The 21,657-nt window shown below is 37.1% G+C and carries 20 protein-coding genes and 1 riboswitch; of the genes, 4 read left to right on the top strand and 16 right to left on the bottom strand.

Annotated features, from left to right (window positions below; translation table 11 throughout):
• Positions 1-6 precede the first annotated feature (6 nt).
• From IGJ50_RS13560 to rimP, 7 genes are all read right to left on the bottom strand, one after another.
• A complete protein-coding gene (locus IGJ50_RS13560) occupies positions 7-1,251 on the bottom strand; it encodes a PcsB-like coiled-coil domain-containing protein (RefSeq protein ID WP_429950898.1) in 1,245 nt (414 codons plus the stop codon).
• A 236-nt stretch (positions 1,252-1,487) separates the two neighbouring features.
• Positions 1,488-1,838 (bottom strand): 30S ribosome-binding factor RbfA, encoded by a 351-nt coding sequence (gene rbfA, locus IGJ50_RS13555; RefSeq protein WP_069638564.1) that lies wholly within the window; start codon positions 1,836-1,838, stop codon positions 1,488-1,490.
• 33 nt (positions 1,839-1,871) lie between these two features.
• Entirely contained in the window at positions 1,872-4,481 is a 2,610-nt protein-coding gene (infB, locus tag IGJ50_RS13550) for a translation initiation factor IF-2 (protein WP_429950894.1), read from the bottom strand.
• Between the two features lie 12 nt (positions 4,482-4,493).
• The gene (locus tag IGJ50_RS13545) at positions 4,494-4,796 is read right to left on the bottom strand and encodes a YlxQ-related RNA-binding protein (RefSeq protein ID WP_069638566.1); all 303 of its coding nucleotides are present in this window, start codon (positions 4,794-4,796) and stop codon (positions 4,494-4,496) included.
• Positions 4,789-5,085, bottom strand: a complete 297-nt coding sequence (gene rnpM, locus IGJ50_RS13540) for an RNase P modulator RnpM (protein WP_069638567.1) — start codon at positions 5,083-5,085, stop codon at positions 4,789-4,791. Before rnpM ends, IGJ50_RS13545 begins: the two co-directional genes overlap by 8 nt.
• 18 nt (positions 5,086-5,103) lie before the next feature.
• Positions 5,104-6,285: a transcription termination factor NusA gene (gene nusA / locus IGJ50_RS13535; protein WP_429950892.1), complete on the bottom strand. Its 1,182-nt coding sequence runs from the start codon at positions 6,283-6,285 to the stop codon at positions 5,104-5,106.
• Between the two features lie 124 nt (positions 6,286-6,409).
• Complete coding sequence (rimP, locus tag IGJ50_RS13530; protein ID WP_429950889.1) at positions 6,410-6,883, bottom strand: ribosome maturation factor RimP; 474 nt, start codon at positions 6,881-6,883, stop codon at positions 6,410-6,412.
• 479 nt (positions 6,884-7,362) lie between these two features.
• Between rimP and rnhC the strand changes: the two genes are divergently transcribed.
• Positions 7,363-8,292, top strand: a complete 930-nt coding sequence (rnhC, locus tag IGJ50_RS13525) for a ribonuclease HIII (RefSeq protein WP_429950887.1) — start codon at positions 7,363-7,365, stop codon at positions 8,290-8,292.
• 41 nt (positions 8,293-8,333) lie between these two features.
• On the opposite strand, the gene budA is transcribed toward rnhC, so the two are convergent.
• The 3 genes from budA to IGJ50_RS13510 form a co-directional block, all read right to left on the bottom strand.
• Positions 8,334-9,047: an acetolactate decarboxylase gene (gene budA, locus IGJ50_RS13520; RefSeq protein ID WP_429950885.1), complete on the bottom strand. Its 714-nt coding sequence runs from the start codon at positions 9,045-9,047 to the stop codon at positions 8,334-8,336.
• Positions 9,048-9,060: 13 nt separating this feature from the next.
• Complete coding sequence (gene alsS / locus IGJ50_RS13515; protein WP_429950883.1) at positions 9,061-10,725, bottom strand: acetolactate synthase AlsS; 1,665 nt, start codon at positions 10,723-10,725, stop codon at positions 9,061-9,063.
• A 268-nt stretch (positions 10,726-10,993) separates the two neighbouring features.
• Positions 10,994-13,216, bottom strand: a complete 2,223-nt coding sequence (locus IGJ50_RS13510; RefSeq protein ID WP_429950881.1) for a glycoside hydrolase family 3 N-terminal domain-containing protein — start codon at positions 13,214-13,216, stop codon at positions 10,994-10,996.
• Between the two features lie 362 nt (positions 13,217-13,578).
• Positions 13,579-13,748, top strand: a riboswitch (M-box (ykoK) riboswitch).
• A gap of 258 nt (positions 13,749-14,006) precedes the next feature.
• Here IGJ50_RS13510 and IGJ50_RS13505 point away from each other — a divergent pair.
• Genes IGJ50_RS13505 through IGJ50_RS13495 form a run of 3 tightly spaced genes read left to right on the top strand, consistent with a single transcriptional unit; the run spans position 14,007 to position 17,289 of the window.
• Positions 14,007-14,933, top strand: coding sequence for an LCP family protein (locus tag IGJ50_RS13505; protein ID WP_429950879.1), 927 nt, complete (start codon positions 14,007-14,009; stop codon positions 14,931-14,933).
• Positions 14,930-16,111: an FtsW/RodA/SpoVE family cell cycle protein gene (locus tag IGJ50_RS13500; RefSeq protein WP_207121290.1), complete on the top strand. Its 1,182-nt coding sequence runs from the start codon at positions 14,930-14,932 to the stop codon at positions 16,109-16,111. Before IGJ50_RS13505 ends, IGJ50_RS13500 begins: the two co-directional genes overlap by 4 nt.
• Entirely contained in the window at positions 16,108-17,289 is a 1,182-nt protein-coding gene (locus IGJ50_RS13495; protein WP_429950876.1) for an FtsW/RodA/SpoVE family cell cycle protein, read from the top strand. The genes IGJ50_RS13500 and IGJ50_RS13495 overlap by 4 nt, the downstream gene beginning before the upstream one ends.
• Positions 17,290-17,364: 75 nt before the next feature.
• On the opposite strand, the gene IGJ50_RS13490 is transcribed toward IGJ50_RS13495, so the two are convergent.
• The 6 genes from IGJ50_RS13490 to IGJ50_RS13465 form a co-directional block, all read right to left on the bottom strand.
• A complete protein-coding gene (locus tag IGJ50_RS13490; RefSeq protein ID WP_429950875.1) occupies positions 17,365-18,150 on the bottom strand; it encodes a hypothetical protein in 786 nt (261 codons plus the stop codon).
• A gap of 84 nt (positions 18,151-18,234) precedes the next feature.
• A protein-coding gene (locus IGJ50_RS13485; RefSeq protein ID WP_429949650.1) for an IS3 family transposase occupies positions 18,235-19,637 on the bottom strand; the annotation gives its coding sequence in 2 pieces (ribosomal slippage) (positions 18,235-19,091 and positions 19,091-19,637; 1,404 coding nt in all).
• 97 nt (positions 19,638-19,734) lie between these two features.
• Positions 19,735-19,971 (bottom strand): hypothetical protein, encoded by a 237-nt coding sequence (locus tag IGJ50_RS13480; RefSeq protein WP_429950873.1) that lies wholly within the window; start codon positions 19,969-19,971, stop codon positions 19,735-19,737.
• A 471-nt stretch (positions 19,972-20,442) separates the two neighbouring features.
• Complete coding sequence (locus tag IGJ50_RS13475; RefSeq protein WP_069638579.1) at positions 20,443-20,745, bottom strand: DUF1292 domain-containing protein; 303 nt, start codon at positions 20,743-20,745, stop codon at positions 20,443-20,445.
• 45 nt (positions 20,746-20,790) lie between these two features.
• A complete protein-coding gene (gene ruvX, locus IGJ50_RS13470; protein ID WP_429950871.1) occupies positions 20,791-21,219 on the bottom strand; it encodes a Holliday junction resolvase RuvX in 429 nt (142 codons plus the stop codon).
• Positions 21,216-21,485, bottom strand: coding sequence for an IreB family regulatory phosphoprotein (locus tag IGJ50_RS13465; RefSeq protein WP_010760982.1), 270 nt, complete (start codon positions 21,483-21,485; stop codon positions 21,216-21,218). The genes ruvX and IGJ50_RS13465 overlap by 4 nt, the downstream gene beginning before the upstream one ends.
• Between the last annotated feature and the right edge of the window lie 172 nt (positions 21,486-21,657).

Raw genomic sequence — 21,657 nt, 5'->3', positions numbered from 1 at the left:
TAAGGACTAAGCAGAATGTCCCACAATTACATCTCCTACATAACCAAATCCAACTCGTGTCATATTAGGATTCATTTCCCAGTCTCTGTGACCTGTTCCTGATGGTGATGACATATTCGTTTCATTATACCAAGCCATGATCACAGAATTTCCTGGGGCGAACATGAACGCAATCACTTCGTCTCCTCTATTCCAGTGATCTGAAGGCACTTGATAGTTTTGCATGATTGCCGCTCGACTAGTCGCTGCAGCTGCAAGTCCTGCATCCCAACTAACTGGATTTAATCCGTTAGCTGTACGTAAGGCATTTAATGCTTGGAATGTTGCGTCACCAGAAGTAACAGGTGGTACCACTGGCTGCTTAGGTGTTTCGGAAGGTTTTGTCACTTCTTGATTGTTTGAATTACTTCCACTTGAATTGGTATCTCCTGTATTATTTGTGTCTGTTGTATTGTTAGTAGTTGTTGTCGTCTGCTCATCTGTTACTTGACTTTGAGCAGCTTGTTTTTCAGGTTGACTAGATGCTGTTGCTTTTTTCTCCGTCTTCTTTTTTGCTTCACTTTCAAGTTGCGCTTTTAGTGCTTCTTGTTGTTGTTTCAGCAAGGTATTTTTTGAGCTTTCCGCTCCGGATGTTTCTGAATCTACCTCTGCCTTCAATACATTCAAATCTGCTTGCTTTGCCACAAGATTTTCTTTTTCTTTTTCAAGCTGAACCGTTGCTTCTTCAATATCAGCTAAGTTTTTTTGAATATCTGATTTTTTAGTTTCAACAAGTGTTTTGTCTTCTTTTTGTTGTTTCACTAAGTCATTATTCGCTGTTAAAATTGATGAAATCGCTTGGACGCGACCAACTGCGTCTGAAATTGATTCAGCGTTTAAAAGCATATCAAGAATTTGTGTACCTTGTCCATTTACTTGAACATTTCTACCTTGTTTTTGAATTGCTTCGGTACGTTTGTTAATACGTATATCTAATGCTTCAATATCTTTTTTTAGTTGTTCAGATTCTTCGGTTAAAGCTGTTTTTTGTTTATTTAGAGCAATTCCATCATCAAAAATCGAAGAAATTTCATTTTCTAAGGTTGTAATTTGTGCTGCTACACCTTTTTGTTTTTCTTTTAAAGCAGAAATTTCTTTATCTTGCTGTTCTATTTTTTTATCAGTCGTCTCAGCTAATGAACTGATTGGCGCTATTGTGCCTCCAACTGTAACCAAACTAACAATTAATAATGACAAGCTTTTTTTCTTCACTATTGCCCCTCCATTTTCTTCAACAATTTCTTAACGATACTCGTATTCTAATATGATAGCACAAATACGTCTTATTTAATTGTTAAATTTGTTACATTTTCTTTCAGTTTAATTACAAAAAATAAGTCTATTACAAGAAAATCTTACTCTCTTGCTATTCTTTTTAGAAATAGACTAAAAAAGCTGAAGAGGATCATCCTCTCCAGCTCTAGTGATACACAATTTCACTGCGTTTTTTATTCTCCTTGATTCAATTTACGAATCAATTCATCAATATGATTACCATATTGAACAGACTCATCCTTTTCAAAAATCAGTTCCGGCGTTTTATACAATGTTAAATGCTGTCCTAATTCTTTACGGATCAATCCTTTGGCTTTATCTAATCCTTGTTGCGCTTTTTGGTGATCAGAAGCTAGATCAGATAACAAACTGTAATAAATCGTCGCTTGTTGCAGATCGCCAGTTACTCGAACATCGGTAATTGTAATATCTTGCACACGTGGGTCTCTGACACGTTTTCTCAATATATCATTGATTTCACGCATGATTTCTTGACCTACTCGGCGGTCACGATAATTTGCCATACTGTTTCTCCTTCTTTCTTACTTTATTTGGTGTTATTGTTTGATTTCTTCCATAACAAAGCCTTCAATTACATCGTCAACTTTAAGATCATTGAAGTTTTCAACCATCGCACCACATTCAAAGCCAAGTTTCACTTCTTTGGCATCATCTTTGAAGCGTTTCAAGCTAGAAAGTTTGCCTTCAAAGATAACGATTCCGTCACGAATCACACGAACACCACTATCACGACGGATAGAACCTTCTGTGACATAACAACCAGCAATCGTTCCAACTTTAGATACTTTGTAAAGTTCACGAACCGTCATTTGACCAGTAATTTTTTCCTCAAATTCAGGATCAAGCATCCCTTTCATCGCTGTTTCGATTTCTTCGATTGCTTTATAGATGATACGGTGTAGACGAATATCAACTTCTTCTTGATCTGCTTGTTGTTTTGCTTGCGGTGTAGGACGAACGTTAAACCCAATAATGATCGCATTACTTGCTGCAGCAAGTGTCACGTCACTTTCATTGATTGCACCAACAGCCGAGTGAACGATTTTCACACGAACACCAGCAACTTCGATTTTTTGTAAGCTTGCTGCAAGAGCTTCAGCCGTCCCTTGTACATCTGCTTTGATAATCACGTTAACGTCTTTCAATTCGCCTTCTTTTAGACTTTCAAACAAGTTATCTAATGTTACACGATTATTTGATGAACGTTGTTCAAGTTGTGCACGTTTGCCACGTTCTTCACCTGCTTGACGAGCTGTTTTTTCATCTTCAAAGACTACGAAACGATCGCCTGCTTGCGGCACATCATTCAAACCAGTGATTTCGACTGGTGTTGCAGGTCCTACTGCTTTATCACGACGGCCGATATCATTAGTCATCACACGGACACGTCCGAATGTATTTCCGACAACAATCGGATCACCAACGCGTAATGAACCTTGCTGAACAAGTAATGTCGCAACAGGTCCTTTTCCTTTATCCAAACGAGCTTCGATTACTGTACCAATCGCACGTTGGGTTGGATCAGCTTTCAAGTCTTCTACTTCAGCAATTAATAGAATATTTTCTAGTAACTCGTCAATATTTTGATTGAATTTAGCTGAAATGTTTACGAAGATCGTATCTCCGCCCCATTCTTCTGGAATCAAGCCGTGTTCACTTAATTCTTGTTTTACGTGATCAGGGTTAGCACCTGGTTTATCCACTTTATTGACTGCCACAATAATTGGCACTTCTGCCGCTTTCGCATGGTTGATCGCTTCGACAGTTTGTGGCATAACACCATCATCTGCTGCAACGACTAAAATCGTAATATCTGTGATACCAGCTCCACGAGCACGCATACTTGTAAACGCAGCATGTCCTGGTGTATCTAGGAATGTAATTGGTTTACCGTCGATATCGATTTGGTAGGCACCAATATGTTGCGTGATCCCACCTGCTTCGCCTGAGGTTACACGTGAATTACGTAATGTATCAAGCAATGTTGTTTTACCATGGTCAACGTGACCCATGATGGTTACAACGGGTGGACGTGTTACAAGATTTTCTTCAACTAACGCTTCTGGCTCGAAGAATTTGTCGATATCAGCGACATCAACTTGAACTTTTTCTTGTGGTTCCATGCCATAATCTACGGCTAATAGTTCAATTGTTTCTTTATCTAGTGATTGGTTTTGGTTGACCATAACGCCCATCATAAATAACTTTTTGATAATTTCAGCTGGCTCGCGGTGAATTTTCTTTGCGATATCAGCTACGTTCATTCCTTCTGTATATTCTAATACATCTGGCAATTCACGGAATTTACGAGCAGGAACTGCTGGTTTTGTTGATTCTTGGTATTTCCCTTTTTTGCCTTTTTTATTGAATCTGTTGCGGTTTTGGTTATTGTAGCCGTTACGGTTACGATTTTGACCACCGCCTCCTCCGCCAAAACTATTGTTGCGGTTTCCAGAGTTTGTATTATTACGGTTTTGATTTCCTTGTGCATTAGTGTTGCCTTGTCCTTGTTGCGGACGGTTTTGTTGTCCTGTTTGTGCAGGACGATTTTGAGTTGTACTTTGGTTTGGACGATTTTGGTTCGTATTTTGCGTATTGCTTTGCGCTGGACGATTTTGATTATTGTTACGGTTTTGATTATTTTGTTGTCCTGTTTGAGCTGGACGGTTTTGATTGTTTTGCTGCGGACGATTTTGTTGTCCTTGGTTTGAACGGTTTTGAGTCATATTTTGGCTGCTTCCTTGCATGTTACGATTTTGGTTGTTACGGTTTTGATTGTTTTGTTGTCCTTGTTGCGCTGGACGGTTTTGATTGTTTTGCTGCGGACGATTTTGTTGTCCGTTTTGATGTTGCGGTCTTTGTTGAGTTTGGTTTGGTCTATTTCCATTTTGGTTAGCTGGTTTTGGATTTGCTGGTTTTGTTTGTCCTTGACCACTTTGTGCTGCTTGTGGTTTTGCTGCTGTTTTTTGTTGTGTTGGTGCAGGCTTGTTTCCTCCAAATGAGTTGCGAAGTTTTGATTCGTCCTCAGAAGAAATTGCGCCCATGTGATTTTTCACATCCATACCTAAAGCATGTGCTTTTTCAACAACATCTTTACTCGATTGATTGATTTCTTTTGCTAATTCATAAATTCTTTTTTTCCCCATGCAATCACCTTCCTAACCTTTGATTAGTTCCTTGAACTTGGTCGCAAAGCCTTGATCATTGATGCCGATCACCATACGCGTTCTACCGATTGCGTGACTTAATTCTGCATGTAAAAGCGACTCATTGTATGGAACATTGTAATAAGAACATTTATCCTTAATTTTCTTTCTTGTATTTTCACTAGCATCTGAGGCAACAAAAACAAATTTTGCTTTATTACTACGGATATCACCGATTGTCAATTCTTCACCGGTCACTAGTTTTCCAGCTCTCATAGCCAAACCTAATAAATTTAATATTTTTTCTTTATTCATTGCCAAACAGCTCTTTACGTGCTTTTTGGTGTTCAACATAGTCTAATAATTCTTGGTAAAAAACATCCGTTAATGTTGTCTCCAACACACGATCTAAAATTCGTTTGTCCCATGCAGCTTGGACTTCTTTAGGTTCAAGTGAAACATAAGCACCTCGACCCGGCATTTTACCTGTGGGATCGATTGCAACTTCACCTTCTTTAGAGCGTGTGATTCGAACTAATTCTTTTTTCGGTTTCATTTCACCTGAAACAACAGATTTACGCATCGGGACTTTTCTTTTTTTCATTTCATTCCCTCCAAATCGTTAAACTTGTTCTTCGTCTTCTACTGTTTCTTCTTCAAATGCCACATTTTCATAATCATCTGCAGTCATGTCAGATGCCACGATTGCCTCGTCAAATGCATCTTCTTCAACGGTTGCTTGATTTTCTGCTTGTTCAGCATAATAAGTTTCCATTTCAGATTCAGGTTTGATATCGATCTTAAAGCCAGTTAATTTTGCTGCTAGACGTGCATTTTGACCTCTTTTACCGATAGCAAGTGATAACTGATAGTCAGGAACCACAACTGTACAAGCTTTGCTGTTGTTTGGATCAAAGATAACATCGACTACTTGGGCCGGATTCAGTGCGTTGCTGATGAAAACAGCTGGGTCTTCACTCCATTCAACGATATCCATATTCTCCCCTTTTAATTCGTTCACGATAGCTTGAACACGTTGTCCTTTTGGTCCTACACACGTTCCAACAGGGTCAATATTGGAATCAGTTGAACGGACAGAAACTTTAGAACGGTCACCCGCTTCACGAGCAATACTGACGATCTCTACTATTCCATCATACACTTCTGGGATTTCTTGTTCAAATAATCGCTTCAATAAATCAGGATGACTACGGCTAACGAAAACTTGCGGACCTTTTGAGGTATTTTCAACTTTTGAAACGTACACTTTGATACGATCATGTGGTTGATAAAATTCATTTGGCATTTGATCTTGTTTAGATAACACTGCTTCGATCTTGCCTAAGTTTACATAAATATAACGACGGTCTTGTCTTTCGACGATTCCTTGCATAATGTCATTTTCATATGCACTGAATTCGTTGTAGATAATGTTTCTTTCTGCTTCACGAACGCGTTGTAAAATAACTTGTTTTGCTGTTTGCGCTGCAATGCGGCCAAAATCTTTGGGTGTTACTTCAAACCGAATTTTGTCACCCATTTCATACGCTTTATTGACTTCCATTGCTTCTTTCAACGATACTTCAAGCTGTGAGTCAAATACTTCTTCTGTTACTTCTTTAACGGCATAAACATGGATGTTTCCTTTTTTTCCATCAAATTCGACTTCAACGTTTTGTGCTTGTCCATAATGTCTTTTATATGCGGAAACTAAGGCTGCTTCCAATGCGTCAATCACAATCTCTTTAGAAATACCTTTTTCAGCTTCTAATGCATCCAGTGCATTTAACATTTCTTTGCTCATTTTTTTATCATTTCCTCCTACTGTCTAAATGAAAGGTGAACGGAGCGGATCAACTTCTTATGAGTCGATTCTTGCATCCTGTGATAAGCAAAAACTGGAACGTTCTGCTTTTTATTTTTACTGATTAAAACTGAATTGCCAAACGAGCTTTTGCAATGTTTTTTCGTTCAAATGTATAATCTTTGACTCTTGTTTTGATTTTGACTGTCAAGGTCAACTGATCTTTATCAACTGATTTTAAGACACCTTCAAATTGTTTTTCACCATCAATTGTTTGATAAAGTGAAACATGAATGTATTCTCCAACTGCTTGTTCATAGTCGCTTTCCTTCTTCAACGGACGTTCAGCTCCCGGAGAGGACACTTCCAGAAAGTACGCTTGAGGAATCGGATCTGGATCCATAGCATCAAGCTTTTCATCTAGCTGCTCACTGACAAGTGCGCAATCTAAGATATCAATACCGCCTTCTTTATCAATAAAGACACGGAGAAACCAGTCTCTTCCTTCCTTGACAAACTCGACTTCTACAAGTTCAAAATTTTGTTTTTCTAAGATTGGTGTGACTAACTCGGTAACAGTTTCCACAACACTACTCAAAATTTTCGCCTCCTTCGAGATTTATGTAACGTACTAGTTTTTAGAAAAGAAGAATGAATCGTGCCGAGGTGTTGCTTAAAAACGGCTTCATACAACTAGACAATAGAAAAGCGGAGTATATATTGCAGCTCTAATAAAAAACAGGTATTTTGACTTTCGACATTTCTTTGTCGAGTGCTCTATTACTCTGATTGAAAAGGGCTGATTCACATAACTGAATATTGAAAAGTGAACTAAATCAACGTTTCAACAACTATTATTTTATGTTACTCCATTAAAAAGAGTGAGCAGAAATCCGCTCACTCAAACTAGTATCATTACTTATAATGTATTCTATCATAGATTGACTGAAAACTCAAATCTAGGTTATTAAACTGGCTTTTCTCTTCATTTACTTTTTCAAATTATCAAAGAATCTTACTTCACTTTTCTATTTTTTTGTTTTACTATGAATAGGAAGATTTGAAAGGAGTACCTCCATGTCACAAACACAGGTAATTAAAGTTACGAAAGATACGATAAAAAAAATGCACGCCTTTTATAAAAATAATCTACTAAATAAAACTGTTCCTTATACTGATTTTGTAGCAAAAGTCGGAAGCACCACTATTACCGCCTACACCTCAGGTAAAATCGTTTTTCAAGGACCTGATGCTGAAAAAGCTGCCGCTAGATGGGGAAACGCTGTGCCCGGTAAAAAAGCGCATAACGCCTCTTCAAAAAAGACAACGATATTGCCTGCCAACTTTAGTCAGCTTTCTGTCTTAGGTAGCGACGAAGTTGGTAACGGTAGTTATTTTGGACCTGTCACAGTCTGTGCTGCTTATGTAGATAAAACAATGGTTACAAAGTTAAAAGCACTTGGTGTTAGAGATTCAAAAGAGTTGACTGATCCACAGATCGTAAAGCTTTCTGCAGTTATTAAAGAGCTGATCCCACACAGATTGCTAATTGTTGAACCAGAAAAATATAATCAAATCCAGCCTAAATACAATGCAGTCCATATGAAAGTCGCTCTTCATAATCAGGCTATTTATTTATTATTGAAAGAGATTGCCCCTATAAAACCAGAAGCCATCTTGATCGATCAATTTACACCAGAAACCAATTATAAAAAGTATGTTCGCAGTGAACAAAATCAGGTCACTGAAAAGCTGTACTTTATTACCAAAGGCGAACAATACCATGTCGCAGTTGCAGCTGCGTCGATTATTAGCCGAGCAGCCTTCTTAGAAGAACTAGACAAAGAATCAAAAGAATTAGGAATGAACGTTCCTTCTGGAGCTGGCGCCACTTCGGATAAAGTTGCAGCTGCCATATTAGCCAAAGGCGGAATCGAATTACTAAGTAAATATGCCAAACTTCATTTTGCGAATACTGAAAAAGCGAAAAAAATCGCTGCCAAATAAAACTTGCCTAAGACGGTTTGACCAACTGTCTTAGGCAAGTTTTACTCTGCTTCTTGAATTTCCTTATCCAAATCAGCATAATCGATTTCAGTATGAATAAATGTCTCATCATTTTTGGGAAAATGCTGCAATAAAGAATCCATTGATTCGATTTCAATTGTTCCAGATTCCAATTCAAAATCCATCAAATGACCACCAAACGTCTCCTCATCGTCAATAAAGTGCAAATGAAAATCCGCTGCCGCAACGCCTTGAAACAATTCAGGAGTAAAGAAGCCAATGATCGTACCAGAAACATCTCTTTTAACAAACTCAGGTTGTTCTTTAGACACTTCAACTAATCGTTTATATGGTTTTTCTTGCTTAGGCATTGCTCGTATACGTACTTCTTTAAATTTCCCATGAATTTTGATTGCGTGAAAAAGGTTTTCACTCTTTAATTGTTCACGAATCAACGTATTGATTTGCAGGTTATTTGCAGAGTGTTCAATGGGAAACTTGATTGTCGGCTTAAAGTTCGTTACTGCTGCATAAGGGGTCTTTTGTTCTTCATTAATGGCGATCAAAGCACCATCTTCTCTCCCTTGATACGCTTTTCCATCTAGAATAATCAGTTCTCCATCTAGGCCAGCTAAAGTGCCAATCCCAAAATCACCTTTTTCCAAAATATTAGCAATTGTTTCCGTACCATCCATTAAACCAGCCATTAATGCACCTAGCGTCCCATGCTGGTATAAAATTGCTTCTTTTGTCATTGCTATCACCTTTCTAATAAAACTGATCCGGCAAAATCGTTTCACCAAGTTTTTCGTTGTCTTGGTAATCAATTGGAATATCGATCACGACTGGACCTTCTGTTTTGATACCAGTTAAAATTGCCTCTCTTAGTTCATCACTATTTTCTGCTCTTATGCCTTTTGCACCAAAAGCTTCAGCGTATTTCACAAAATCGACTGGTCCAAAGTCTACACCCGAAATCCGATGGTATTTTAGCTGTTCTTGAAATTCAACCATATTATAGCGCCCATCATTCCAAATCAAATGGATGATTTTCAATTTTTTACGAACTGCTGTTTCAAGATCTTGGGCAGAAAATAAGAAACCCCCGTCTCCTGACACAGAGATGATTTGTGTATTCGGACGAACTAACGCAGCAGAAATCGCCCATGGAAGTGCCACACCTAGTGTTTGCATACCATTACTAAAAAGTAAATGTCTCGGTTCATAGCTTCTAAAATGACGAGCCATCCAAATATAATGACTGCCTACATCCACCGTAACCGTCATCTCGTCCGTCACAATAGTTTGTAACGTTTCAATAACCTCCAAAGGATGAATCAAGCCATTCGTCGCTCGTTCTTTGATATCATCTCGTTTAACTAATTTCTCATGTAAGACATTCAAATAGTCTCTTGTTTTCTTTGACAACGTTTTAGCCTCGATATTTGGTAAAAGAACCGTTAATGTTTGTGCAATATCGCCAATCAATTCTCTTTCTGGTTGGAAATATTGATCGATTTCAGCTGGTGTATCATCAATTACTATAATTTTAGATTCCCCTTCTGCGTTCCAATTTCTAGCCTCATACTCAATCGGATCGTACCCAACCGCAATGACTAAATCACTACGTTTTAATAGCATATCGCCAGGTTGATTACGGAACAAGCCGATTCGTCCAAAGAAATGATCTTCTAATTGTCTAGAAATCACACCTGCTGCTTGGAATGTTTCCACCACTGGAATTTTGGTTTTGGCAACAATGTCACGAATTGCTTTTGCTTCTTTTGCAGTTGATGCTCTCATGCCAACTAATAAAACAGGTAACTCAGCTCCTTGAATTAATTCAGACAGATACTGAATGTCTTCAGGTGAAGCTGATCCAATTTTTGGATCACTTAGCGGCTTGATACTAGCTGATTCAACTGAACTATCCACTACATCTTGAGGAATACTGATAAAACTGGCTCCCCTTTTTGACGATTTCGCCAACCGATAAGCATTTGCTAACACTTCAGAAATAGTTTCTGGATCTTGAATTTCTGCACTATATTTTGTAATTGGCTCAAATAAGGCAGCGTTGTTCATACTTTGATGCGTTAATTTTAACAAGTCACGCCGTTTCACTTGACCGCCAATCGCCAATACAGGATCACCTTCTGCTGTTGCTGTGACTAAACCTGTTGCAAGATTACTGGCACCTGGACCACTTGTTGCAACTACTACGCCAGGATGTCCGGTCAAGCGTCCAACCGCTGCCGCCATAAATGCAGCATTTTGCTCGTGCCGCGTTACGATTAATTCTGGGCCGTCATCAACTAATGCATTAAACAAGCCGTCGATCTTTGCTCCTGGAATCCCAAAGACATAATCAACTTGATGATTTTTTAAACTTTCTACAATCACTTCAGCACCATTTCTGCTTTTATCCGCCACGTGTTACACTCCCTATTCAATAGTGTTTCATTACATATAAATAACCTTAAGAAAGAATTTTTCATTGAATAAAATCACTAAATACAAAATTTTATAATACAGTTTTAAAACCTGTATCATTTTTTATGATTATAGCATGGAAGCTTCTTTTTGTTTAACGATTTGTTTGGCAAAAAGGAAAAGTGACTGAGACATAACTCTGCGAGTTACACCTCAGTCACCTAGAATGCGAATAAACGGTGGGAGCAAAAGCAACCTCTCAACCATTTCAGTTTCGATAATTCAAGCGCTTGTCTTTAATTTGATGCTCAAAATCCATGCCGTAACCAAAATCATATACATGACCTAGTTCATCTTTGTAGCAAATCATGTCAAATGGAACATCTTCTTGTTGTTGTTCAACCGTTTCCATATTTGCAGGCATCTGAAACGGCAATAATCCGGAAGGCGTAGCCTCACCACTCAAAACACTCAATATCGCTTGTGTTTGGACACCAAAATCTGCGATAATTCCATCCACAAGCTGCTCGAATTCTTTCACTATTGCGGGATTTTTCATCATGAGAGAAACGACAATCGGTAAGTCTGGAAAATCTTTTCTTATTGTCATAATCGTTTCAATATCTTGATTGTTAGCTGCTATATTGCTTTTATCAAAATAGGAACGGTCTTCACCAGCCAAACTTTCTTTCCGAGCGTATTTAGCAGTATAAGGTAAATATTGTAAGCTAATCGGCAAATAGCCATTTCCCTCAGCATCACTAGCATAACCAACTGTTTTCGGTGAGTCTAAGAAAACAAGCACAACATCCGCTCTATCTGGAGATTCTACTACTTGAAAATACTTTTCTATGATAGCAGGATTAACCGGTTTTTTTTCACAAGCAGGCTGAACATTACCAAACCAATCTGAGGATTCACCAATTTTTTGTTTAGGAATATACACTTTTGTTTGTTTTTTTAACGGCAACAAGTGATGTTTATTTTTTAGTAAAACTAAAGATTTTTGCTGTGCCTTGTAGCCACGTTCCATAAATTCAGGATTACCTACTATTTCTTCTGATTGCTTCGGTATCAAATAGGGATTTTCAAATAGACCTGTTTGAAAAACATTTTTCAATATTCGACGAGCTGAGATACGAAATCTTTCTTTCATCACTTGCTCGCTATGTTCAGCGATACCTAATTCATAAGCAGCCAAAACCGGCGCTATCTCATTATTTCCACCGAACTGATCAACACCTGCTGCCAGTGCTTTATAATGACGTTCTTCCACCGTTAAGCTTTCTACGCCCCAGCTTTTTCCACCAATAAATTGATCTAATTTGACCGCGTCTGCTGTAATCGACCAATCTGTACAAACAACTCCGTCATAGGCATACTTTTTACGCAATAAATCATTGATGATATATTCACTAAATCCATTTCCGACATCTTCGTGATTTTTTTGATCTTGATCATAAGAAATTGTGTAATAAGGCATCACAGCAGAAGCTTTTTTGGTTCCTGCTTCTAGATCAAATGCACCATGAAGAAATGGTTTTAAATGTTCACTAAAATTATTACCAGGATAAACTGCATATTTACCATAACCATAATGACCATCACGACCAGCTTCACCGCTTCCGCCACCAGGCCAGTGCTTGACCATTGCATTGACGCTTTCACTGCCCCAGCCATCCGTTTCATATTCAGTTGTTTGAAAACCATCACAATAAGCTTTAGCCAAATCGGTGACTAATTTGACCCCTTCTCCAAATGTTCCAGAAAAACGCATCCAGCGTGGCTCTGTCGCTAAATCAATTTGCGGAGATAAGGCAGTTGTGATGCCAAGTGCCCTGTATTCTTGACTTGCGACTTCACCAAATTGCTTTACCAAGCCAGGATCGAATGTTGCAGCTAAGCCCAATTGCTCTGGCCATTTTGAAATATCCCCACCAGCACCTGCATTAAATTCTGTATCATCACTAGTGCTATGTCTTGGATCTGAGCTGACGTTTACTGGAATACCCAAATCTAACCTTTCAGCCATTGCTTGTAAATTATTCGACCACTCAGCAGCAATTTGAGGAGCATCCACCAGAGTTAATAAGACATGACAAATATGATCTTTTTCTAAAAATTCTTTTTGCTGATCCGTTAAATTCGCAATAGATCCGCTATAATGATCTAGCGATTTTCCGTCATACGTTCCTGAGAACATTTCCACAAAATGATTCTGACTTTTAGAAACCGTTTGATGCCTACTATACAACATTAATCCAGCAATCTGATCGATCGTCAATTTTGCAGTTAAATCTTCAATTCTCTCCTCAAGCGGCAAGCGCCAATCTTCATAAGGATCTAAAAGTCCATTCTTATTTAAATCTTTAAAAGCAAAACCATCTTCTTCTATCAAAGTAACACCTGAAGCCGTTGAATAACCCAGAGTTGCACCATTTTCATTCTCGACCAGTATCCAATTTCCTTGAGAAGTCTTTTTGTAGCCCATTTTTTTTCCCCAATTCATTATGCCGTAAACGCATTCTTTCACTTCTTTCTATCTTACAATAAATGTTAACCCGATGCGATGTCTATTTGGGATTTTATTTGCTTCTGTTTTACAAACGTGTGTATTTTGTCTTTATATGTTTAAGAAAATGTAAAGAAATGACCATTAAACTTTTCCAAATCAAAATCATATAAAAGTAGAACCTTATCAGATAAGTGAAAACCGTGCCCTTAATGGTTAAAGTGCTATTTTAGTTGAGATAAAATAACACCTGTCAGTATATTTCACAACGTTTTATTATAAAAAATTTAATATTCACTTTATTGACTTTAGTCAAGATCTTCACTATATTTAAGGCGATCTGAATAACTTGTTAGGTGAGGCTCCTATGAAAACACAGGCTACTGCTCAAAAATGTCGAAAGACAGGCATGGGTAGGACAGGAATTGTCGAATTAAGGCTTTTCACAAAGTAGCTAAAAGCTCAGCTTTTTACGTTTCATAGTGCTAAAACTCAACGATGAGAATGATGAAAAGCTCTATTTGTGCTGCAATCAATCCACCTTCGCTGAGTTAGTTAAGCGAAGGTTTTTTGTTTTAATAAATAAGGTATTTCTCAGCTTTTTAATTAGCAGGAGGTGAATAAGCAGAGATATCAACGTTTTTTTGATATAAAGCTGTTAATACCTTTTATATGTAGCACAACTATCTTTTTATACCGACATCTAAGTCGATTTCCTAATGCACACTTTATTTGATGATCAATTAAAATGATTAGCGAGGAATAAAAAATGAAACTAGTGAACAAAATCGTAATTTGTACGCTGCTTTGTATTGTTCTCCTTTTTGCAGCAATCGGCAGTTACACTGTAATCAGCTTCCATAATGGAAAAAAAGCAGCACAATCTCAAGTAAATCCTACGAAAAACAAAGATTTTTCCGGTGATCAACAAACAAATATGAAAGAAATCACCATTATGCTGATTGGTGATGATGGTCGTGAAGATGATGAAGATGGCGGTCGAGCAGATACGCTGATGGTCGCTCATTATAATAGCGAGACCAAACAACCAAAACTTGTTTCGATCATGAGGGATTCTTATGTCAAAATCCCAGAATATGGTTTAGAGAAAATCAATGCCGCTTATGCGTTTGGTGGAGCAGAGTTAACTAGAAAAGTCCTTAACGATTCTTTCGGCTTACCGATCAATTATTACATTTCAGCCGACTTTAATAATTTTATCCGTTTGATCAATGAGCTTTATCCTAAAGGAATCGAAATTGACGCAGAAAAAGATATTAATTTAGACAATGTTGATATCAAAAAAGGTATCCAAGTCATGGATGGCAATACGTTGTTACAGTATGCTCGTTTTAGAATGGATGAAGAAGGAGATTTTGGTCGAGTGAGGAGGCAGCAGCAAGTGATGGATGCATTAGCAAAGCAGTCTAAAAATGCCGTTTCGTTCTTACAATTACCTAAAATTGCTGGTGAAGCTGTTGGCTACTTGGATACAAACATTCCAGCAGATGTCCTTGTCGATTTAGCAAAAGATTTTCTAACTGGTAAAGTCAAAAATCTAGAGACCCTTTCCATCCCAGTCTCAGGTAGCTGGGCGTTTAATGATTATACCGAAGCTGGCAGTGTCTTGGAAATTGACGAGGAACAAAATCAACTTGCCATTCACGATTTTTTGAATGATGGAGCAAAAAGATGAAACGGCTTAGCAGACCATCCAAACTACAGTATCTAGATTTTTATATTTTACTTCCGTATCTGATTCTTTGTATCATCGGCATTTTAATGGTTTACAGTTCTAGCTCTTATCACTTGTTAGACAGTGAGTTAGGCACTGCTAGTAAAGCCATCAAGCAAACCATGTATTTCCTTTTTAGTTTACTTTGCATGAGTATTGTTTATCGGATTCACTTAAATGTACTGCGCAAACCTAAACTATTATTCATGTTACTTTTTCTCACCTTTCTTTCAATCGCTGCTTTGCCATTGATTGGAACTACTGTAGGTGGAGCAAAACGGTGGATCAATTTAGGTGTCCTTTTATTTCAACCCTCTGAATTAGTCCCGTTGATCCTAGTTCTTTATCTAGCAGCAAACTTAGCCAAAGATAATGTTTTACGTCCTTTCACAATCAAAAATCACAAACGATCCCTTATGGTGTCGCTTTTCTTTATGTGTTTTGTTGCGATTCAACCCAATATAGCTGGGGCATCAATGATTTTCATTCTGGTTTTAACCTTATTTTTATCCAGCGGGCTATCCCCACTATTTATGTCATTGGCTTTGATTAGTTTTATGGCACTCAAACGTTTGGGAACTGTTCTTTTATTAGCCATACCAAAAAACTGGATGCCGCAAAAGTTTAGTTATCTCGTCACACGTTTTGAAGTGATGCAAAACCCTTTCATCGATCCTACAGGTAAAGGGTTTCAAACGTCAAATGCTTATTACGCTATACACAACGGCGGATTTTTCGGGCGTGGTTTAGGTAATAGTATTCAGAAAAAAGGCTTTTTACCTGCAGCAGATACAGATTTTATCTTTGCTATTTGTATTGAAGAATTGGGCCTGATTGTTTCTTTAGGTATTTTATTTTTGGTTTTCTTTATTGTGGGTCGTTTATTTTTGTTAGCAATAAAGTCAAAAACACTTTATTATTCTTATCTTTATATTGGCTGCGGTACGCTGCTTTGTCTGCAAGTTTCTGTGAATGTCGGTAGTCTTTTAGGCTACATTCCAATGACCGGTCTGACCTTCCCTTTTATTAGTTACGGCGGCTCTAGTTTGCTGATATTAAGCGTGACACTCGGACTAGCTTTAAATGCACGCGCCACAGAAATCAGAGAGACATTCCAAGCACAAGGAGGGACAACATGAAACGAGCCTTGCCTTCTAAAAGGGAACCTGTAAATTATGCATTACTTTTACCTGTTTTTCTTCTAATCTTAGTTGGGTTTATTGCACAATACGGTGCATTTCAAGCTGACCCAACGGTGGATTCTGTATTTCCTTTATTGAAAAAACAACTTTTATGGACAGTATTGGGCATTTTTTCAATGTTTGCCACAATGTTTATTCCAATCAACTATTTATGGAAATTGACCCCTGTCTTTTACAGTCTCTCTTTGCTTTTAATGAGCTTACTGATAAAATTTCATGATCCCGTTATGGCCGCTGCTACAGGTACCAAGCGTTGGATTCGTTTAGGTCCTTTTTCATTTCAACCATCAGAATTCATGAAACTTGGCTATATTTTAATGCTAGCATACATTATTACCAAAAAAAGACAACAAACACAAACGTCCTCTATTCTAAAAGATGATTTTCGTTTATTAGGCGCAATGAGTCTGGTTAGTTTACCAATATTGGCATTAATGTTTTATCAAAAAGATTTTGGAACAAGTTTAGTCTTTGTCTCCATTTTTTTAGGCATGGTTGTCGTTTCTGGCTGTTCGTGGAAAATTTTAACAGTTGGATTCGCTGGGCTAAGCATCGTCGGGATTAGCGGAATTCTACTGGTTTTAACTGAACAAGGTCAAAAACTACTTTCTTATCTCCATTTTAAACCTTATCAATTTAATCGAATCCACGCTTGGCTTAATCCCTTTGAATACGCTGATTCTATTTCTTTTCAGCAAGCGCGCGGACTGACAGCGATCGGTTCTGGTGAATTAGTCGGAAAAGGACTGACAAATTTGCAAGTTTATGTACCAGTTAGGGAATCGGATATGATTTTTACAGTGATTGGAGAAGCTTACGGCTTTCTTGGAACTTGTTTATTGATTTTACTTTTCTTCTATTTGATTTATCAAATGCTGATATGTACGTTACACGCTAAGCGAGAGTTTTATGCTTATATTACAACAGGAGTGATCATGTATTTCTTGTTCCATATTCTTGAAAATATTGGCTCTAATATTGGTTTGCTGCCCTTAACTGGTATTCCACTGCCTTTTATCAGCCAAGGCGGAACTGCTTATTTAGCTAATTTCATTGGAATTGGGTTGATTCTTTCTATGTATTATCAAAAAGAAAAAAATGAAATCGAGACTTGATTATTATGCAGAAAAGAGCTGAAACTCGATACCGAATTTCAGCTCTTTGTTTTAGAGAAAAAACAACTCAACCATTTAATTATGATTTACTTGGTTATTTTTCAATGTCTCAATCAATTCCCTTGCCTCTTTAAGTGTTGTTGCTCTAGGATCTGTTGAGGGATTGTCTTCCCGAATTGTATTGCCGCTTTCATCTTTAACAACCGCTGCGGATTCTCCGTTATCAGGACCACTAATAAAACTATACCCATCACTTTCTTGAATTGCTAATACTTTAAAATCATCATCATCAAAATCTAAATCCTTTTTGAACATCTCAAAATCCCCAGTTTTTTCTACTTCTTCTTTGATAGCTTGTAAAGTAAAATTAGCTGCTCCTTTATTGTTTTTTGGCTTTTCGTCCGTAGTATCTTTTACTTTCTTATATGCCATCGGTTTACTTTCCCCTGTCATTTCAGCATTAGTTGTGCCTCGGTTAAGGATTATCGTTCCGTCTGCTTTTAAATCAATCATATAGGCCGTTTCATCATTTTTGTTTTCAAATCTGAAATAGCTGCTATTTTTTTCTGATTTTTTTTCGATAAATTCTGTCACGGTCTCCTCTTCACCAGCATATTGAATCGTTAATCCATCATCGTTTTGTTTGATAGATACTTGATCACCAATTGCTGCTTCATCTAAACACGCCCACAGTCCAACAAGTGACGTGTAATCCTTTTGGGAAATACTTACTTGTTCTTTTTCAGAAGTAGTCCGTGTATCATTGGAAGAATCGATAGATGGATTCGTTTTTTTATCCAAAGAACAACCTGTCAGTGTAATTATTAAGAACGTACTGAATAAGATAATCATTTTTTTCATAGTGAAACTCCTTTTTTTATCTGGGTAATGTAGTGACCCCAAAAAGTTAGACTTTTTATAGAGTGGATTTTTCTACTCTATTTTTTATGCAGTTTTTTGATCGAACTGTCGAAACTCTACTGGACTTTTCCAGTTAAGTTTTTCTTTGATTCGATGATTATTATAATAATAAATATAGTTTTCAATTGCTCGTCTTAACTCATTTTGACTCCGATAGACTTTGCCATAATACAATTCTTGCTTTAGAATACTGAAGAAATTCTCCATAGGAGAATTATCTAAACAGGTTCCTTTCCGAGACATACTTTGAAAGATACGGTTGTCCTTTAATGTCTGTACATAGGTATTCATTTGATAAGCCCAGCCTTGATCAGAGTGGAAGGTGCGGCGATAAGGACAATCATTTGTTTGAGAAATTGCTTCTGCTAACCCTGCCATAACTGTTTTACCGTTTGGTTGAGTAGAAAGGCTGTAGCTTAGAATTTCACTGTTATACATATCCATAAACGGATCTAAATATAGTTTTTTCAGTCGAAGAATGCCCGCGTCATCTGTTTCATAGTATTTAAATTCAGTTGTATCCGTCGTGATTTTTTGATGAGAGACCGAAGTGTTGAATCTTCGATGAATCAAGTTTTTAGCTACTTTCCCAACGGTTCCCTTATATGAATTATATTTCCTAGATTTCTTGGTAAATGCGTTGACTTGTAACTGTAGCTTTTGAATTAATCGCTGTACTTTCTTTTTATTTACTTGGTATCCACGTCGTTTTAATTCTTGTGTCATTCTTCTATAGCCATAATGTTGATGTTCTTTACGAATTGCTTGAATTTCTTCTTCAATCATTTGTGTTGAAGTTGTTCTGTCGAGGCGTTTTTGCCAGTACATGTAAGTGGATTTTGGAAACCTTAGGGTTTCCAGAATATCTTTTAATCGAAAGTATCCTCGGAGGCTGTGAATGATTCGCGCGATTCGTTCATTTTTTGTTCGTCCTCTATACGCAGCCTCCTCAATTCTTTTAAATAGGCATTCTCAATTTTTAACATTCTATTTTCTTTTTCTAGTTTATCTAATTGAGATTGTTCACTTGGTAATGGTTGGATTTCATTTCGTTTCTTCTTAAACATTGTAGGTGGACGTCCTTTCTGTTTAGAGAGTCCATCTATACCAATCTTACGATAGGTTTTAAGCCAATTCGCAATCAATGATGGATTGTTCATTTTGAGAAGATTGGCTACTTCTTGGTAGGACAACTCTGTAGTTAAATACAACTCTATCGCATCTAACTTAAATTGAACAGAGTAATTCCTACATTTCCGACTACGAAGTAGTCCTTCTTCGCCTAATTCATTATACGCATGGATCCACTTTCTTATTTGAGTGTTAGAATTAAATCCATATTTTTTTGCTAAGCAATTTATTCCTCTTTTTTCTTCAAGATGCTCTTGAACAATTTTTAATTTGAATTCTAAACGATATTTTGCCATACAAAAAGACCTCCAAAAGTTAGATTTTTGGGTCTAACTTTTGGGGGTCGGCTCATAACCCTCATTAGGATAGAGCCTTTTTTGATTTTATCATCCTTCACTTAGCCGTAATAATATCGACTCGTTCAGCTAGAATCCAGCCATTTAATCCATAAGAGGACGTGAGTACATGATAATGTAAGGAAGAATTTTTTATCTGTACTTCTAACTCTTGTAATGAATCGTACATTATTGGCCATGCATATCTTTGCCCTTGGATTAGCAACTCCTTATTCTCGCTAAAGAAATTTTCTATTGGTCTTTTCTCCAAATCAAAGAAGATACTATACGGCATTTCTTCGTAAAATCTATAGCAAAAAACATCATAAAATATGAGCTGTTTTTTGTCTTGATTATAAGATATATCCAATATTATTGTATTCTTTTTGAAATCAACACGGTAGCTCTCTATTTCATAGTCATGAATTGAACGTATTTATTTCTTCACCATCTACTTTTAGGTTTTATATTATTTATAAATATTTACAATAAAATCATGTGTAACTATCCTTGCTTAATTGAATCTATTGAATCTATTGATTCACAGTCCTTTGAATCAGATTTTAAGAATTTATTTCTATCTTCTGTTTTTTTATATTTTCTTATTCAGTTTAACATATACCGAATAAAATATGAATATGAGGAAATGATTAAAGGAAACTATGAATATATGTAGAATTACTTTTGAATTGTTTTTCTTTAGATTCGTTGGTAAAATAAAAAAGCTGAACCCCTATGTCTCAAGGGTTCAGCTCACTTTTTAGCTTTATTCTTCTTCTTCCGCCATGAATGTATTGAAAACTTCTTCAATCATATCCCATTCAGCGTCTGTTTCGATTTGTTGTAATTCGCCTTCTGTTCCTTCGTTGTTTTCGATGTAAGCATATGCTTGTAATTCAACATCTTCTTCCTCTGGAACGCCAGCTGGATATAGCAGTACGTAATTTTTACCAAATTCTTCTTGCCCATCAACGGTTAAAAGAATTTCGTATAGTGTTTCGTTGCCTTGTTCATCAACTAGTGTAATGTGTTCATGCCCTTCATGATCGTGGTTATGCTCTTCTGTCATTGTTATGCTCTCCTTTTATCTGACACTTGTTTTTCAACAAGTCGTTTAAATTTTATTGCTAGCACCATCTAGATAATTTTGTAAAATCATGACAGCTGCTACTTTATCGATTACTTTTTTTCTTTTCGCTCTTGAGGTGTTCGCTTGTTCAACTAACATGCGTTCTGCCTGAACTGTCGTCAAACGTTCATCTTGATACGTAACAGGAATGTGAAACATGTCTTCGATTTTTTTGCCGTAAGCTATTGATGCTTCCGCTCTTGGGCCGATCGAATTATTCATATTCTTGGGTAAACCCACCACAAAGCGCGTTACCTCATATTCTTTCACTAATTCTGCTAACCGTTCAAAACCAAATTCTTCCTGAACTTCATTGATCCGAATGATTTCCACACCTTGTGCTGTCCAGCCAAAGGGATCACTAACAGCAATTCCTACCGTTTTTGACCCTACATCAAGTCCCATTACTCTCATCGAATAGTGATCCCATGATCAGATAAGTAATATTTAACTAGCTCTTCCATGATTTCATCTCGTTCGTGACGACGAATCAAATTTCGAGCGTCTTGATAACGAGGAATGTAGGCCGGGTCTCCAGAAAGCAAATAGCCCACAATCTGATTGATCGGATTATATCCTTTTTCCTCTAAAGCCTTGTATACAGTAGCCAGAGTTTCACTTACTTCCTTCTTACGGCTGTCATCAAAATCAAAACGTACAGTTTCATCTGTAAAACCCATTTATCTACACCTCACTTTTATTCTATTCATACAGTTCCATTCTACTAAAAACAAGGCAAAACTACAAACAAAACTTAATATTTCCTGCCATATATTAAAGATTTCCTTTAATTTTGACAGAATTGACGTAATAGTAAGAGGATAATTCGATTTTAGGCGTAATTATAATGGA

This window comes from Enterococcus sp. AZ101 (assembly GCF_050499005.1).
Classification (GTDB): Bacteria; Bacillota; Bacilli; order Lactobacillales; family Enterococcaceae; genus Enterococcus_L; species Enterococcus_L ureilyticus.
This window is presented reverse-complemented; position numbering and strand designations above follow the sequence as displayed.